At 67.2% G+C, this 15,348-nt stretch carries 14 protein-coding genes; 7 read left to right on the top strand and 7 right to left on the bottom strand.

Annotation, left to right across the window (positions count from 1 at the left end):
- Positions 1-15: 15 nt before the first annotated feature.
- Both ACS5Q7_RS23320 and ACS5Q7_RS23315 read right to left on the bottom strand, forming a co-directional pair.
- Positions 16-876 carry an ABC transporter permease gene (locus tag ACS5Q7_RS23320; RefSeq protein ID WP_478341650.1) on the bottom strand — a complete coding sequence of 287 codons (861 nt, stop codon included), beginning with the start codon at positions 874-876 and terminating at the stop codon, positions 16-18.
- Positions 877-893: 17 nt separating this feature from the next.
- Complete coding sequence (locus ACS5Q7_RS23315) at positions 894-1,688, bottom strand: ABC transporter ATP-binding protein (protein WP_478341649.1); 795 nt, start codon at positions 1,686-1,688, stop codon at positions 894-896.
- 244 nt (positions 1,689-1,932) lie between these two features.
- Between ACS5Q7_RS23315 and ACS5Q7_RS23310 the strand changes: the two genes are divergently transcribed.
- Positions 1,933-2,934 carry an ornithine cyclodeaminase family protein gene (locus tag ACS5Q7_RS23310; protein ID WP_478341648.1) on the top strand — a complete coding sequence of 334 codons (1,002 nt, stop codon included), beginning with the start codon at positions 1,933-1,935 and terminating at the stop codon, positions 2,932-2,934.
- A gap of 20 nt (positions 2,935-2,954) precedes the next feature.
- Positions 2,955-3,767, top strand: coding sequence for a phosphate/phosphite/phosphonate ABC transporter substrate-binding protein (locus ACS5Q7_RS23305; protein ID WP_478341647.1), 813 nt, complete (start codon positions 2,955-2,957; stop codon positions 3,765-3,767).
- On the opposite strand, the gene ACS5Q7_RS23300 is transcribed toward ACS5Q7_RS23305, so the two are convergent.
- Genes ACS5Q7_RS23300 through hutI form a run of 4 tightly spaced genes read right to left on the bottom strand, consistent with a single transcriptional unit; the run spans position 3,749 to position 8,101 of the window.
- Positions 3,749-4,372: a HutD/Ves family protein gene (locus ACS5Q7_RS23300; RefSeq protein WP_478341646.1), complete on the bottom strand. Its 624-nt coding sequence runs from the start codon at positions 4,370-4,372 to the stop codon at positions 3,749-3,751. The genes ACS5Q7_RS23305 and ACS5Q7_RS23300 overlap by 19 nt on opposite strands.
- On the bottom strand, positions 4,369-6,033 hold the full coding sequence (gene hutU, locus ACS5Q7_RS23295) for a urocanate hydratase (RefSeq protein ID WP_478341645.1): 1,665 nt from the start codon (positions 6,031-6,033) through the stop codon (positions 4,369-4,371). The genes ACS5Q7_RS23300 and hutU overlap by 4 nt, the downstream gene beginning before the upstream one ends.
- Complete coding sequence (hutG, locus tag ACS5Q7_RS23290; RefSeq protein WP_478341644.1) at positions 6,030-6,869, bottom strand: N-formylglutamate deformylase; 840 nt, start codon at positions 6,867-6,869, stop codon at positions 6,030-6,032. The genes hutU and hutG overlap by 4 nt, the downstream gene beginning before the upstream one ends.
- Positions 6,866-8,101: an imidazolonepropionase gene (gene hutI, locus ACS5Q7_RS23285; protein WP_478341643.1), complete on the bottom strand. Its 1,236-nt coding sequence runs from the start codon at positions 8,099-8,101 to the stop codon at positions 6,866-6,868. The genes hutG and hutI overlap by 4 nt, the downstream gene beginning before the upstream one ends.
- Positions 8,102-8,236: 135 nt before the next feature.
- On the opposite strand from hutI, the gene ACS5Q7_RS23280 reads away from it, so the two are divergent.
- Both ACS5Q7_RS23280 and hutC read left to right on the top strand, forming a co-directional pair.
- Positions 8,237-9,592, top strand: a complete 1,356-nt coding sequence (locus tag ACS5Q7_RS23280) for a formimidoylglutamate deiminase (protein ID WP_478341642.1) — start codon at positions 8,237-8,239, stop codon at positions 9,590-9,592.
- Positions 9,589-10,329: a histidine utilization repressor gene (gene hutC / locus ACS5Q7_RS23275; RefSeq protein WP_478341641.1), complete on the top strand. Its 741-nt coding sequence runs from the start codon at positions 9,589-9,591 to the stop codon at positions 10,327-10,329. Before ACS5Q7_RS23280 ends, hutC begins: the two co-directional genes overlap by 4 nt.
- 458 nt (positions 10,330-10,787) lie before the next feature.
- Here the strand turns inward: hutC and ACS5Q7_RS23270 are convergent, their stop codons facing one another.
- Complete coding sequence (locus ACS5Q7_RS23270) at positions 10,788-12,059, bottom strand: methyl-accepting chemotaxis protein (protein ID WP_478341672.1); 1,272 nt, start codon at positions 12,057-12,059, stop codon at positions 10,788-10,790.
- A 431-nt stretch (positions 12,060-12,490) separates the two neighbouring features.
- On the opposite strand from ACS5Q7_RS23270, the gene ACS5Q7_RS23265 reads away from it, so the two are divergent.
- From ACS5Q7_RS23265 to ACS5Q7_RS23255, 3 genes are all read left to right on the top strand, one after another.
- Complete coding sequence (locus ACS5Q7_RS23265) at positions 12,491-12,784, top strand: hypothetical protein (protein WP_478341640.1); 294 nt, start codon at positions 12,491-12,493, stop codon at positions 12,782-12,784.
- A 27-nt stretch (positions 12,785-12,811) separates the two neighbouring features.
- Positions 12,812-14,278: a methyl-accepting chemotaxis protein gene (locus ACS5Q7_RS23260; protein WP_478341639.1), complete on the top strand. Its 1,467-nt coding sequence runs from the start codon at positions 12,812-12,814 to the stop codon at positions 14,276-14,278.
- Between the two features lie 644 nt (positions 14,279-14,922).
- Positions 14,923-15,339 (top strand): response regulator, encoded by a 417-nt coding sequence (locus tag ACS5Q7_RS23255; RefSeq protein ID WP_478341638.1) that lies wholly within the window; start codon positions 14,923-14,925, stop codon positions 15,337-15,339.
- The last annotated feature ends 9 nt before the right edge of the window (positions 15,340-15,348 follow it).

Here is a 15,348-nt window from a genome sequence, read left to right as displayed (position 1 = left end):
TGGTGGCGGATGAAATCAGATCTCGCTCGGACCGGAGCCGGAGAGCGTGCGCCAGCGCAGGAGACGGCGCTCTAGCCGGCCGGCCAGGATCCCGGCGACGACGACGAACACGAGCAGGATCGCGATTCCCGCGAAGACGCCGGCCGGGTCGTAGGTCGAGGAGGCTTCGTGGATGAACAGGCCGAGCCCCTGCGTGGCCGACGTGAACTCTCCGACGATGACTCCGATGACGCTGTAGGGAATCGCCAGCCGCATTCCCAGCATCACGAAAGGCGCCGCCGCCGGCAGGTAGACGTGGCGCGTGAGTTGGCGCTGGTTCGCCCCCATGACCAGGGTCAGGTTAACGAGTTCCCGATCGACGCCGCGCACGCCCGTGTAGACGTTGTAGAAGACCAGGAAGAACACCATGATCGCCGCAAGCGCGATCTTCGAGCCCATGCCGATCCCGAACCAGATGATGAACAGCGGCGCCAGCGCGATCTTCGGAATGCCGTAGAACGCCATCACGTAGGGTTCGAACACGCGGGCCAGTCGCGGCGAGCGCCCGAGGGCGTAGCCCGCCACAACCCCACCGGCGACGCCGATCGTATAGCCGAGCACGAGTTCCTGGGCGGTCGTCCAGAGATGCGGGTAGATCTCGCCCGAGGCGAACAACTCGTACAAGCGCGCCACCACGGCCGTCGGCTTGCTGACGTAGATCTCGCGCACGAGGCGGCCCGAGGCCCACTGCCAGAAGGCCAGCAGCGCGAGGCCCGGCACCCACGGGATCAGCCGCTCGAACCACGCGCGGCGCGAGCGGGTCCGGCGCGCGCCGGGTCCCGCTGCCTCTGCGGATGGCGTGACCTCTGTCCGGGTCGGATAGGCGGCATCTGTCATGGCGCGGGCTCCCGGCCTCAATGCATCCGGTGGCCGATGGCGATCTGGGTGCGGAAGCGCGACCAGACCGCCTCGTACGCGGCCTCGAAGCCGGGGTTGCGGAACGGCTCGAAGACGTCGCGAGGACGCGGGAGGGTGATCGCGATATCGGCGAGGACCCTCGAAGGGCGCTGGCTCAGCACGACGACCCGGTCGGCGAGGACGACCGCCTCGGTGATGTCGTGGGTGATGAAGACGACTGTCGCGCCCGCCTCGCGGGACAGCGCCTGCAGGTCGGCCTGCATGACCATCCGGGTTTGGGCATCAAGGGCCCCGAACGGTTCGTCCATCAGGATGACGTCGGGCTTGTAGATGAGCGTCCGGGCGATCGAGCCGCGCTTCTGCATCCCGCCGGACAGTTGGTTGGGGTAGTGTCTCTCGAAACCGTCGAGGCCCACGGCCCGGAGCGCATCGACGACGCGGCTCCGCCGTTCGGCATCGGGCACGCCCCGCAGGAGAAGAGGCAGCTCGACGTTCTCGGACAGAGTCTTCCACGGGAAGAGCTGCGCCTGCTGCGGCACGAAGCCGACCTCGCGGTTCACGCCGATGACGGGCCGCCCGCGATGGCGCACCGTCCCCCCGGTCGGCGCGAGCAGGCCCGCCGCCATCTGGAGCAACGTGCTCTTGCCGCAGCCGCTCGGCCCGATCACCGCGATGAACTCTCCCCGACCGACATCGAAACTGATCCCGTCGAGGACGCGGGTCGGCGGCTCCGCATTCGGCCCGGGGAACTCCTGCCGGATCTCGGCGAAGGTCAGGGCAACGTCGTCCATGGATGCGGACTCCGGGCTCGAGCCTCGGGAAAGCGATGACTATGTCTATACATATTGGGCAGCGATGCAAGCAAGGCGAGATGGTAGGCAAGGCGTGGCCATCCCTTGGGCAGCGCCCGAAAAGCGCGGGCCGCACGTAATCCGCCGGTTGACAGCCCCTATCATGGTCATAATGTATAGACATATCTCGTGCGCGCTAGGCGCCATCCGGCCTTAGGCCGAGGTCGAAGCGGGAGGCCCCACCGTGCAACCCATCTATATCGCCTACCTCAATCGTCTGGACATCGAAGCGCTGGCGATTACCGACGACGAGATTCTGCGGGCGGTCGAAGGTGCGCTGGCGAGCCAGGGCCGCGGCGAAACGGTGATCGAGCCGCGTGTGCACCTCGAACCGGGTGTCGCCAACGGGCACTTCAACGTGCTGCGGGGGGCGATCCGGGAGCCGATCGACTCGGCCGGGGTGAAGGTCGTCGGCGACTTCGTGGACAACTACAAGAGCGGCCTGCCGTCCGAACTCGCCATCCTGGCGCTGTTCGATCCGCGCACGGGAGTGCCCAAGGCGATCCTCGATGCCAGCGGGATCACCGACATGCGCACCGGCGCCGTGACGGCGATCGGCGCCAAGCACCTCGCCCGCAAGGGCTCGAAGATCCTCGGGCATGTCGGCGCGCGGGGGACGGCCTACTGGAACGTGCGCCTGCTCGATCGGCTGTTCGGTTTCGATGAGATCCGCGTCCATTCCCGCCGCCCGGAGAGCCGGAACGCCTTCGCCGAGCGCCTCTCCAGGGACCTCAGCAAGCCGGTACGGGCGACGGAGGATTGGCAATCCTGCGTCGAGGGCGCCGACATCGTCGTCGAGGCGTCGCGCCTCAACGCGCCGGAGCCGATGTTGAAGACGTCCTGGATCAAGCCCGGCGCCCTGGTCGTCCCCTACGGCACGATGAGCGCGGTCGAGCTGTCGCTCACGGACATCATGTCCAAGCTGGTCGTGGACGATTGGGGGCAGTGCAAGGGCGGCAAGTTCGGAAGCCTGCGCGCCCATGTCGAGACCGGCCGGCTCTCGGAGGCGACGCTCCATGCCGAACTCGGTCAGATCGTGGCCGGGCTCAAGCCCGGACGCGAGAGCGAGGACGAGACCAACCTGTTCTGGCATCGCGGGCTGTCGCTCTCCGACATCGCCCTGGGCCACGCTATGCTGGAGAAGGCGGAGCACCTGGGAATCGGCCAACGGCTTCGGTTTGCGTGACGGGCTCGGCGGGGCGGCCGATGGCCCTAGTCGCCAATGCCCGGATGTATGGCGTCAACACACAGTCGCGGGCTGCGTGGGCCGATCTGTTCGCGTGGCTGTCACGGAGGAGCGGCGTCGAGCTTTCGGTCGTCGCCCACGCCTACCCTGCTCCGTTGCGGGACCTCTGGACACGGGCGGATCTCGCCTGCGGGTTCATCTGCGGGTTTCCGTTCGCTCGATCGCACCAGGGGCTCATCCCGGTCGCGGCCCCTGTCCCGACCGGCGGCCCCGCGCCGGGCGAGCCGCGCTACGCGAGTCGCTTCGTCGTCGCGCACGGTTCGGCGTTCCGCACCCTCGACGACACGTTCGGCAAGCGGCTCGGTTACACCGTCGAGGATTCGCATTCCGGCTTCAACGCCCCGCGCCACCACCTCCTGGCGTACCGCACGCCGGAGCGTCCGGCCCTGTATCGCGCGAGCGTCGGACCACTCGTCACGCCGCGCCGAGTGATCGACGCCATCCTGTCCGGGGCCATCGATGTCGGACCCCTCGACAGCTATGCGCTCGACCTGATGCTGCGACACGAGCCCGAACTCGACGGATCGATCCGCGTCATAGCAAGCACGCCAACCGCGCCGATCCCGTTCCTGTCGGCGAGCCCCACAACGCCCAGCGCTGTCATCGAAAATCTGCGCGCCTCGCTGTTAGGCTTCGGCGATGCGCCGGACTGCGCCGACCTGCGCGATCGGCTCTGCCTCGACGGTTTCGCTCCGATCGATGCCGGCGCCTACGACATGCTAAGCCGGTGGGACGACGAGGCGCGAGCGGCTGGCTATCTGGCACCCGGCTGAACGCCCGGCGGGCCCAGGACAACGAGCCATGCGCGGGGGCCTCCGACTGGACGGATCGCGATCGATCGGCCTGCCGGCTCCTCGAAGAGAGCGGCGTCGCCGCGCTCCAGCCGGAGGCTCGCCGGGGAACCCGAGCCATCGACATCCACCGGCCCCACAGGCGCGACCAGAACCGCCGCGACGACATCGGCCGCCAGCAGATGCTCGACCGGCCCCGTCACCGGCAGAATGGTGTGCCGGACCCGATGGCGACGGGTCATCACGTTGAGGGCGTCGACCGGCTCAGCGCTCAGCCGGGCATGGACGGAGAGCTCTCCCGCGAAGGCGAGGGGCGCCGAACCAACCGTCAGGTGTGCCAAGCCGGTGCCGGCGATCTCAAGTGACAATCCCCCGCCGGAAACGACGGCGAGCGTCCGGTCGATGCCCGGATAGGGCGAGAACGGCCCGTCGCACGCGATGCGCGCCAGGCTGACGCGCCACGCGAAATCCGCCGCGGCATCGCCGGGAGGATGGCGGGCGATCTCGGTGGTGACCCCGCCGCCGTTCTTCCACGGCACCGCCGGACGGGTTGCGGCGCGGAGGATAGCCGCGCCGCGGACGCTCACGCGAGGCTCGGCAGATCGAGCCCGTGCTGGCGCGCGCAGGCGATGGCCTCGTCGTAACCCGCATCGGCGTGGCGCATCACCCCGGTGGCCGGATCGTTCCACAGAACCCGGCCGACACGGGCGGCCGCCTCCGGCGTCCCGTCGCAGACGACGACCATGCCGGAATGCTGCGAGAAGCCCATTCCGACCCCTCCCCCGTGATGGAGGGAAACCCAGGTCGCGCCGCTCGCGCAGTTGAGCAGTGCGTTGAGCAGGGGCCAGTCCGAGACGGCATCGGACCCGTCGCGCATTGCCTCGGTCTCGCGATTGGGTGAGGCGACCGAACCGGAATCGAGGTGGTCGCGGCCGATCACCACCGGCGCCTTCAGCTCGCCGCTCGCCACCATCGCGTTGAAGGCGAGGCCGAGGCGGTGGCGATCGCCGAGTCCGACCCAGCAGATCCGCGCCGGGAGGCCCTGGAAGCTGATCCGCTCGCGGGCTATGTCCAACCAATGGTGGAGGGTGGCATCGTCGGGCAGGAGCTCCTTCACCTTGGCATCGGTGCGGTAGATGTCCTCGGGGTCGCCGGACAGGGCCGCCCAGCGGAACGGGCCGATCCCCCGGCAGAACAGCGGCCGGATGTAGGCCGGCACGAAGCCCGGGAAATCGAAGGCGTCCGCGACCCCCTCATCGAGGGCGACCTGCCGGATGTTGTTGCCGTAATCGACCACCGGGATACCCATGCGGTGGAAGTCCAGCATGGCGCGGACATGGGTTGCCATCGAGGCGCGGGCCGCCCGCTCCACACCACGGGGGTCGGTTTCCCGGCGGCTCTCCCACTCGTCGTTGGTCCAGCCCTGCGGCAGGTAGCCGTTGACGGGATCGTGCGCGGAGGTCTGGTCGGTCACGGCGTCGGGACGGACGCCCCGCCGGACGAGTTCGGGGAAGATGTCGGCGGCGTTGCCGAGGAGGCCGACCGAGACGGGTTTGCCCTCGCGTCCCGCCCGGTCGATCATCGCCAGCGCCTCGTCGAGGTCCGCGGCCTGCCGGTCGAGGTAACGCGTGCGCAACCGCATCTCGATGCTCGACGGCCGACACTCGACGGCGAGGCAGGAGGCGCCGGCCATGGTCGCGGCGAGCGGCTGGGCACCGCCCATGCCGCCGAGCCCCGCCGTCAGGATCCAGCGGCCCTTGAGGCTGCCGCCGTAGTGTTGTCGCCCGAGTTCGGCGAAAGTCTCGTAGGTGCCCTGAACGATGCCCTGGCTGCCGATGTAGATCCAGGAGCCGGCCGTCATCTGCCCGTACATCGCCAGCCCCTTGCGATCGAGGGCGTTGAAATGCTCCCAGGTCGCCCAGTGCGGCACGAGGTTGGAATTGGCGATCAGCACCCGCGGCGCGTCCGCATGGGTGCGGAAGACGCCCACCGGCTTGCCGGACTGGACCAGAAGCGTCTGATCGCCTTCCAGCCGCCGGAGGGCGGCGACGATGCGGTCGAAGCTCTCCCAATCGCGGGCGGCGCGGCCGATCCCGCCGTAGACCACCAACTCGCCCGGTCGCTCGGCGACGTTCGGGTCGAGGTTGTTCATCAGCATCCGCAGGGGCGCTTCCGTCTGCCAGGACTTGGCGGACAGGTCTCGCCCGTGGGGGCTGCGGATCACGCGGGCATTGTCGATGCGGGTCATCGGGAAGTCCGGTCGCGGGCAAAGGCAAGGCACGCCTCCAGCACCCGGACCAGGGTCGCCCGGGTCCCGGATGTGTCGGCGGAGTCGTAGGCGCCGGGCCACTCGGCCGGATCGACCGTCCCGGGAGGCTCGTGCATGTAGCTGCGGCAGGCCAGTTCCATCTGCACGGCGTGGACGCCTTCGGCGGGGCGACCGTAGGCGCGCGTGATGTAGCCGCCCTTGAACCGGCCGTTCGTGACCCGGGTCAGGCCGCTGGCGTCGCACAGGGCTTCGACCTGCGCGGCGAGACCGGGATCACAACTGCGACCGTCGTCGGTGCCGATGTTGAACACCGGCAGCGTACCGGGGAACAGGCGGGGGATGACCGAGCGGATCGAGTGGCAGTCGTAAAGCACCAGCGCCGGATGATCCTGGCGCAGGCGTGCGATCTCGCCGGCGAGGGCAGCGTGATAGGGATCGAAGTAGGTCCGGCGACGCTCGGCGATGTCCGTTGCCGCAGGCTCAGCGCCGGGGCGGTAGAGGGGCTCGCCATCGAAGGTCTCGGTCGGGCAGAGGCCCGTCGTCGCCTGACCCGGATAGAGCGATTGCCCGGAAGGGTCGCGGTTCACGTCGATGACCGTCCGCGAGATTGCCGAGCGGACGACGGTGGCGCCCAGCCCGGCCGCGAATTCGTAGAGGCGTTCGATCCACCAATCCGCATCCTTGCGAGCGAGCCACGGCGACACGAGGCCATCGAGAAAGGGTTCGGGGATCTCGGTCCCGGTATGCGGGAGGCTCACGATCAACGGAGCCTGCCCGGCGACAACCGTTAGCCAAGCTGGATCGCGCACGCTCATGCCCACCCCTTGCCGATTCCGGGTGTCGGGATCCCGGCATGGACCCGGGCGTGAAGCGGGTTGAAGCCCATCCGGTAGACCAGTTCGGCGGGCCGCTCGATATTCCAGATCGCGAGGTCACAGCGCTTGCCCGTCTCGAGGCTGCCGATCTCGTGAAATTGCCCGAGGGCGCGGGCGGCTTCGCGGGTAACGGCGGCGATGCACTCATCGACCGTGAGGCGGAACAGCGTCGCGCCCATGTTCAGTGTCAGGAGCAGTGAGGTCAGAGGCGAGGTGCCGGGATTGCAGTCGGTCGCCAGCGCGATCGGCACGCCATGCGCGCGCAAGGCCGCGACAAGCGGCGCCTGCCTCTCACGGATGAAGTAGAAGGCGCCCGGCAGGAGGACCGCGACGGTGCCGGCTGCGGCCATGGCGGCGACGCCTGCCTCGTCGGCATACTCGATGTGATCGGCGGAGAGCGCCCGGAACCGCGCCGCGAGGGCCGCCCCGTGGAGGTTCGAGAGCTGATCGGCATGGAGCCTGAGCGGGAGGTCGAGACTGGCCGCAGCCTCGAAGACCCGCGCCGTCTGCTCGGGTGAGAAGGCGATCCCCTCGCAGAACGCGTCGACCGCGTCGGCCAGCCCCTCTCCGGCGAGGGCGGGCAGCATCGTCTTGCACACGGCCTCAATGTAGCCGTCGGCGTCGCCCCGCCATTCCGGAGGGATTGCGTGGGCGCCGAGGAATGTCGTGCGGATCGCGACAGGGCGCTGCGTGCCGAGCCGGCGTGCGGCCCGGAGCTGGCGCCGTTCGGCTTCGAGTTCGAGGCCGTAGCCGGACTTCACCTCGACCGTCGTCACGCCCTCGGCCAACAGGGCATCGAGCCGGGGCAGCGCGGCGGCCACGAGATCGTCCTCGCTCGCGGCCCGCGTGGCCGTGACGGTGGAGACGATGCCTCCGCCGCCCCGGGCGATCTCTTCGTAGGTCGCCCCCGCCAGACGCTGCTCGAACTCGCGAGCCCGGTCTCCGCCGTAGACGAGATGGGTATGGCAATCGATTAGGCCGGGCGTGATCCATCGTCCATCGCAGGCGATGCGCTCGGCGGGCGCGAGCGCCGGCGCCTCGGCGGCGGACCCTGCATAGACGATGCGCCCCCCCGCCTCGGCGACGAGCCCGTCCATCACGGTTCCGATGCCTTCGCGCATCGGTGCCAGCGTGGCGAGGCGGCACCCGTGCCAGACGCGATCGACCTTCATCATGGGTCGGGCTGCCCCGTCGAACATCGTGATCCGGACCGGCGTGGCGGCTTGGCGCCCGCTCGATTTGTCTATACATATTAGCCGGATTTGGTGCTGTAAAGGGGCTTTCGCCGAGCCCTCGGGATGCTTGCGATGACGACCCTGTACTTCGATGCGGCGCTCCTGCCGGGAGGCTGGGCTCAAGGTGTGAGGATCACCGTCCGCGACGGCCTTATCGCCGAGCTTGCCATCGGAGCCGTCCGGGAGACCAGCGACGAGCATCACCGCCTTGGACTGCCCGGGCTGAGCAACCTGCACAGCCACGCCTTCCAGCGCGGCATGTCCGGGCTGGCGGAGGTGCGAGGCCCCGGCACCGACAGTTTCTGGACGTGGCGGGAGGTCATGTACCGATTCGTCGGGCAGATGGATGCCGACGATGTCGAGGCGGTGGCCGCGCAGGCCTACGCCGAGATGCTGGAAACCGGCTTCACGCGCGTGGGCGAGTTCCACTACCTGCACCACGATGCGGCGGGGATGGCGTATTCCGATATCGCCGAGCTTGCCGGGCGGATCGCCGCCGCGGCAGAAACAACGGGAATCGGCCTGACCCTTCTGCCCGTCTTCTATGCCCACTCCGGATTCGGAGGGGATGCACCGACGGCCGGGCAGCGGAGGTTTGCGAACGACCCCGACAGCTTCACCCGTCTCGTGGACGCCTCCCGCCGGATCCTAGCCGATCGGGCGGGCGCGGTCGTCGGCATCGCGCCCCACTCCCTTCGGGCGGTGACGCCCGGGGAGCTCCAGGACATTCTACCGCTCGCGCAGGGGGGGCCCGTGCATATACACGTCGCGGAGCAACTCGCGGAAGTTGAGGCGTGTCTCACCTGGATTGGATGCCGTCCCGTGGAGTGGCTTCTGGACAATGCGCCGGTCGATCCGGCGTGGTGCCTGATCCATGCGACGCACACGAGCCCAGAAGAACTCGCCGGAATCGCACGGAGGGGGGCCGTCGTCGGGCTCTGCCCCGTCACCGAAGCCAACCTCGGCGATGGGATTTTCCCGGGCTCCACCTTCGCGTCCGCAGGGGGACGCTACGGCATCGGATCGGACTCCAACGTCCTCATCGACGCCGCTGGTGAGTTGCGGCAGTTCGAATATACGCAGCGCCTCGCCGGGCGCGGACGCAATGTCATGGCAACGAACGGTTCGACCGGGCGCGCGCTCTTCGACGCGGCCCTGTGCGGCGGAGGGCAAGCGCTCGGCGCAGGGACGGGCGGCGTACGGCTGGGCGCGTCCGCCGACCTCGTGAGCCTCGATCCGGATCATCCGGCTCTGATCGGCCGCCGCGAGGACGCAATCCTCGACAGCTGGATCTTCGGCGCGAGACAGAGCGTAATCGACTGCGTATGGGTGCGAGGGAAGAAACGCGTCGAGGGAGGCCGTCACCGCGAAGCCCCCGCGATCACCGCCCGCTTCCGCCGCACCCTCGAAGGATTGCTCGCCCGATGACCGTGCCGCTCAAGCCAGGTACGGATGGAGCCCCGGTCGCGCTGTACCAGCGCATCCGCAACGATATCGAGAGCCGGATACTGTCGGGCGAATGGCCCCCAGGTCACAGGGTGCCGTTCGAGCACGAACTCATGGACTTGTATGCCTGCTCGCGCATGACCGTGAACAAGGTCATTTCCGGCCTCGCGAGTGCCGGATTGGTCGAGCGGCGCAGGAGAGCCGGGACATTCGTGTCGCGCCCACCCATCCAATCCGCAGTTCTGCAGATCCCCGACCTGAAAGCCGAGGTCGAGGGTCGCGGCGAGCGCTACGGCTACCAGCTCCTGGAACAGCACCAGCGCACCGCCAGCCGCGCGGATATAAGGCGTCTCGGCGTCCCCGCACGATCCTCCGTCCTCGCCCTGCGATGCCTGCACCTTTCCCAGGAACGGCCCTTCGCCGTCGAGGATCGCCTGATCAGCCTGCGCGCCGTTCCTCAGGCACAGCATCAGGACTTCACGGTAACGCCGCCCAACGTCTGGCTGGTGAGCCACGTCCCCTGGACCGAAGCGGAGCACCGCATCGGCGCGAGCAAGGCGGATGAGCGAACGCTGGCCGATCTTCAGATCCGTGCCGACGAGGCGTGCTTGGTCCTCGATCGGAGAACGTGGCGTAACGGGGAGCCGATCACCTCGGTACGGATGATCCATCCCGGCTCGCTCTACGATGTCATCGCTCGCTTTACTCCTACCGGCTGAGGGAACGACTTTTCATCAAAGGAGCGCCGAGAGTAAGCCGGGCGCCACGCATGGGTCGGCGGGCGGCCGTCCGCCTCTCCGGCAAATTCGGGCCTGTAGGAGGCCGTCCGCTTTTCCTGCGGACTTCCTCCGAAGCAGCCCTTCCGCTAACGGCCAGATCCTGCCGGACGTCGAATGTCCGCTATTTAGGTTCGGGGCTCGAAAGCCGAATGGCAGAAATCCACCCAACCTAGCCATTTAGCGGCGCCCGCCGATGCAACGCGAGTTGGCCGAAAGCAGAATGGCCGCTTTGGAGGAGGCTGACCGGAAAAGCGGACGGCCTGCTACCGACCCGACCCAGCCGCTCAGATCAGAGTGGGAGTTTCTCCAAAGCAGCCGTTCACACGACGCGTGTTCCGGAGCGCTGCGGTCGGCCACACCATCGAAGTTGCGGTTTTAGAAACGCAAGTCAACGTCGGCTATCGAAGCAGATCACCGGCAGCAGAAAGCATTTCCTTCATGGCCGCGCCCGCAGCCCGATAGGCCGGAGTGCCGACATCCCAATTCTGCGCCGCGAGCGCCTCGATCATCCGCTCGGCCTCAGCCCGTGCCTTCGCTTCCGCATCGAGGAAGCGCTGGACCGCGCCCTGGTCGGCTTTGGGATCATGCCGCAGCGCCTCGACAGCCCTGCGAGCCGCATACTCCCGTGAGATCGCCAACGACCGCTCGGGCGTCGTCGCTCCCAGGAGAACCGAGGCCAACGTCCGCTTCCAGACCCCAAGGTCGGCAGCCAGACGGGACAGCTCAGTTCCGGCGGTGCTTCCCTCTTCTTCGCTCAATCCCGCCTGGGCCATCGCTTCCGCCTTCAGCAGGCGTTTAGTGATCGCGTCGATCTCGGTACGGGTCTTGGCAGCCTTCTCGGCAATGCCGTTGACGCTTCTGGAGATCTCAGACGTCGCGGCGCGCTGCTGCTCAAGGGCTGTAGCCAGAGCTTGGCCCATCTCGTTTGATCGAGCGATCTGCGAACCGGCGTCCTCAACCTGCGACCCCAGGGACGCGACGACGACACCACCTCGTTCGACGGCTGCACGGCTCTCCGCGACGGCCTTGGCGATATGCTCCATCTCGGCCTGCAGTGTCATCAGACCTGCCCGGATCTGTTCCGTCGACTTCGCGGTCTGACCGGAGAGAGCCTTCACCTCTGCGGCCACCACCGCGAAGCCCTTGCCGGCCTCGCCCGCTCGCGCAGCCTCGATCGTAGCGTTCAAGGCGAGAAGGTTCGTCTGACCAGAAATGGCGGCGATCGTCCCGGCCATGCTGCCGATCTCGGATACGGCCGCCTGTAGGACGGAAAGTCGCTCGTCGATCTGATGAGTCCGCGATTCGATCGCCTGCATCGCCTCCCGAGCCTGCCGAACGTCGTTCGTGCAGGCCTGCATTGACGCCTGGGCGGAATCCGCACTGCGGCCCGCGGACTGCGAATTTTGCGCGACTTCGTTCATTGAAGCCGCCATCTCCTCGATGGCGCTTGCAGCCGTCCCAGTCGACTGGGCGATGTCTCCGACGTCGTAGGTCGTCCAACCGATGTTGATCGCGGCCTCGGATGCCTCCTTGGCAACCGCCGCAAGCTGCAGGCGTCCCTTTCTTAGCTGTGTCGCTCTCGCCAGTTGGATCTTGCTCAATGCCTGGCCGACGATACCGTCCGGAAGATCGTCGAGATCGAGATCCTGGCAGTGCGCAAGTTGCTCCATCGCCGCCAACAACCGGGTCCTATCATGATCCATTACCGGACTGGTCGTGCGGGTTTCCGAGGGACGCGACGGGCGGCGGGATTTCAAGCTGAACATCGCAACCAACTTTAAGAAGGTCGCGCCGGAGTAGCGTAAAAAGATTTAACAATCAGATACCGGTCATCTCCTATTTCGGAATGCCATCTGTTTTGCTCGAGCGGTATAGAGTGGGCTGCGGAAGTCAGCATTGACATATTTTCTGCCAAATCGCTTCAGCGCCACTGCAGTCAACTCGAGGCTTCGGGCGAAAACGGTCATCACGGGGCGGATATACGGAATCATTGGTCGTCATCACGCTTTCTGCAGCAAACTACCATTAAGAAAATTTCGTTAAGCATCGTTTTGCGGACCAGAATGGGTCGATCCGGACGGACGTTGCCACGATGCGCTGCATGCCATGGCCGGCGTTGCTCACCATCGCATCGACGCTTCTGCTGCCAGTTGTCGCCGGGCTGGCAGGGGACGCACGCTCGGTCGCAGTCCTCGCCCTGACACAGGACGAGCTCGACGCCTCCATCGCGGCCGTCGCGGCGGCCGACGGCGAGATCGTCGCCGTGGCGGCGAGACACATCCTCTTTGCCCGATCGGATCGGGCCGGCTTCACCTCCCGCCTCCACGCGGCCGGGGCGTGGCGCGTGCTGCCCGCCCCAGTATCCGGCTTCAGCCCGAGCCCTCTCGTCCGTTGAAACAGACCCTTCGAGCAGCGCCCGACCATGACCGATCTCGACCAACTTAGGACCTCCTTCGCACGCCTCCTCGTCGCGCTCCTGTGGATGCACGTGCCGGTCACGTGCGCTATCGCCTACTGCGTAAACCATGATTTCAGCGTTGGCCCGCCGCTCGCGGCTCTGGCGCTGGCCAGTCTTGCGACCCTTTCCTGGGTGCGCGATCCAATCGGTTTGGCTACCCGCCTTGTCACGGGCGCGGCGCTCACAGGCATGGCCGCGACCTTGCTCGCCGCCCTGATCGACCATCCCTGGCAGGTCGATATGCACATGTACTTCTTCGCCTGCCTCGCGGTGCTCGTGGGCTGGTGCGACTGGCGGGTGATCCTCCTGGCGGCTGGGGTAACGGCGGTCCATCACCTTGCCTTCGGCCTCGTCCTCCCATTGCTGATCTTCCCCAGCGTGTCCGGGGCGAGCTTTGCTCGCGTGGTGCTGCACGCCGCGATCGTGCTCATCGAGACCGGTGTCCTCACCTGGGTGTCGTGGACCGTCGCGCGGGCCTTCGACCATCTCAGGCTGTCCGCCGGTGAGTTGCAGGCCCGCCTCGACCGCACCCGCACCCTGGAGGCGGAGGCGGAACTCGCCCGCAGCCAGACCGAGGAGCGACGCCGGGCAGCGATGATCGAGATCGCGGAAGGGTTCGAGGCTGCGGTGGGCGGCATCGTCAGCTTGGTCAGGTCGTCCGCGACCGAACTCCAGGCGACCGCGCGACAGATGACCGAGACCGCCGCCGAGACGGCCGCCCAGTCCACCACTGTGTCGGCCGCCGCAGAGGAGGCGTCGTCCAACGTCAGCAACGTCGCAGCTGCCGCCGAGGAGCTCGGCTCGTCCGTTCAGGAGATCGGTCGGCAGGTCCAGGGATCGGCCGGGCTCGCGCAGGCGGCCGTGGGCGAAGCCGCCCAAACCGCCCACCTTGTGCAAGCCTTGAAGTCGACCTCGACCAAGATCGGCGAGATGGTCGGCCTGATCTCAGGCATCGCCAACCAAACCAACCTGCTGGCCCTCAACGCCACCATCGAGGCCGCCCGCGCGGGCGCAGCGGGCAAAGGCTTTGCGGTGGTGGCGACCGAAGTGAAGGCCCTGGCCGAGCAGACGGCCCGTGCCACGCAGGAGATCGCCAGCCAGATTGGCGAAATCCAGGGGGTGACGGACCAAGCGGTGTCGGCCATCGGCAGCATCACGCACCGCATCCGAGAAATTGACACCGTCGCGACCAGCATTGCGGTAGCGGTCGAAGAGCAAGCTGCGGCAACCCAGGAAATCGTGCGTAACGTCTCGCAGGCCGCGACTGGCACCTCGGAAGTAACCGGAACCATCGCCGGCGTGGCCCAGGCCTCGGAGGAAACCGGGGCGGCGGCTAGCCAAGTGCTGTCGGCTGCTTCGGAATTGTCGCGGCAGTCAGAGCATCTCAATGCCGAGGTTACTCGCTTTCTCGCGACCGTTCGCGCAGCCTGATCGCCGTTTCCGACTTCGTTACGTTGATTGAGTGTCCGCTTCCATTCCGTTTGGGTTAGAAGCGGGCATACCGCTTTCCACCCAACCCAGCCATTCGAAGGCGCCTACTCAGGCGGCTGGAGCTGGCCGTAAGCGGAATGGCTGCTTCGGAGTTTGGGAGGTAGGTAACCGGACGTAGACCCCGCGGCGTTGAGCGTTCAATTAGACGCAAACGGCGCCTCTGCGGCCGGTCAAGCTACCTTGATTATGGCAACGCCGAACTCGCCGTGAACCCGGAGCTCAAGATCACCAACATCGTCGCCTTTCTACAACTCGTCGTGGTGGTTGGTGAGTAATTGATAGCGGCCCCAAAAATCCGTTTATCAACCCCTATGTTCCGCACTGCAGCAACCTGAGGTGATTAGGCCGCTCATTGAATGGGCGGCCTTTTTGTAATGGCATGCCGGTTGGCCGGCGGCCCTGAAGCGGTGTCAGGATGTGACTGCTGACGCCTTCACGAAGACGCCGCTCTTCCCGACTTCGACCGGTAGGTCGCGCTCTTAGTCCGCGAGCCTTCACCGCGCGGGATGCCCCACCCAGGGCGGTCGGTAGCCTTCCCACCACATGGCGCGGACCCGTTTGCACGGTTCGGGACTTGAGTGACGATGACCGCCCAGGCCGATCCCTCAACGCCCTTCGCCCTCGTCGTCGACGACGACGGTCTCATCCGCATGGACGCGATGGACATCCTGGCGGACGCCGGGTTCCGCACGTTCGAGGCCGGCGACGGCGACCAGGCCGTGGAGCTCCTGGAGCGGGAGCATGCCTCGATCGTCCTGCTGTTCACCGACGTCCAGATGCCCGGCACCCGCGACGGCTTCGCCTTGGCCCGCGAGACCGCGCGGCGATGGCCGCACATCGCCATCGTCGTCGCCTCGGGCCAAGCCCATCCGGGACCCGGCGACATGCCGGAAGGCGCGCGCTTCATCGGCAAGCCATTCACCGCCGACATGGTGCACGACCACCTCCAGGAAATCCTGCCGGACGGGCGCAAGCCGGCCCCGCTGCGCGACATGGCTTGACCGACCAGC

This window comes from Methylobacterium sp. Gmos3, from assembly GCF_056430985.1.
The sequence above is the reverse complement of the archived record's forward strand: the minus strand, read 5'-3'. Positions and strand labels throughout refer to the sequence as shown.

Excerpts from the sequence above, each read along its gene's own strand:
- ACS5Q7_RS23305 (WP_478341647.1), top strand. The coding sequence starts at position 2,955 with ATGGCCCTAGTCGCCAATGCCCGGATGTATGGCGTCAACACACAGTCG.
- ACS5Q7_RS23280 (WP_478341642.1), top strand. The coding sequence starts at position 8,237 with ATGACGACCCTGTACTTCGATGCGGCGCTCCTGCCGGGAGGCTGGGCT.
- hutG (WP_478341644.1), bottom strand. The coding sequence starts at position 6,869 with ATGAGCGTGCGCGATCCAGCTTGGCTAACGGTTGTCGCCGGGCAGGCT.
- ACS5Q7_RS23265 (WP_478341640.1), top strand. The coding sequence starts at position 12,491 with ATGCCATGGCCGGCGTTGCTCACCATCGCATCGACGCTTCTGCTGCCA.
- ACS5Q7_RS23315 (WP_478341649.1), bottom strand. The coding sequence starts at position 1,688 with ATGGACGACGTTGCCCTGACCTTCGCCGAGATCCGGCAGGAGTTCCCC.
- ACS5Q7_RS23270 (WP_478341672.1), bottom strand. The coding sequence starts at position 12,059 with ATGGAGCAACTTGCGCACTGCCAGGATCTCGATCTCGACGATCTTCCG.
- hutI (WP_478341643.1), bottom strand. The coding sequence starts at position 8,101 with ATGAAGGTCGATCGCGTCTGGCACGGGTGCCGCCTCGCCACGCTGGCA.
- ACS5Q7_RS23320 (WP_478341650.1), bottom strand. The coding sequence starts at position 876 with ATGACAGATGCCGCCTATCCGACCCGGACAGAGGTCACGCCATCCGCA.
- ACS5Q7_RS23255 (WP_478341638.1), top strand. The coding sequence starts at position 14,923 with ATGACCGCCCAGGCCGATCCCTCAACGCCCTTCGCCCTCGTCGTCGAC.
- hutU (WP_478341645.1), bottom strand. The coding sequence starts at position 6,033 with ATGACCCGCATCGACAATGCCCGCGTGATCCGCAGCCCCCACGGGCGA.
- hutC (WP_478341641.1), top strand. The coding sequence starts at position 9,589 with ATGACCGTGCCGCTCAAGCCAGGTACGGATGGAGCCCCGGTCGCGCTG.
- ACS5Q7_RS23260 (WP_478341639.1), top strand. The coding sequence starts at position 12,812 with ATGACCGATCTCGACCAACTTAGGACCTCCTTCGCACGCCTCCTCGTC.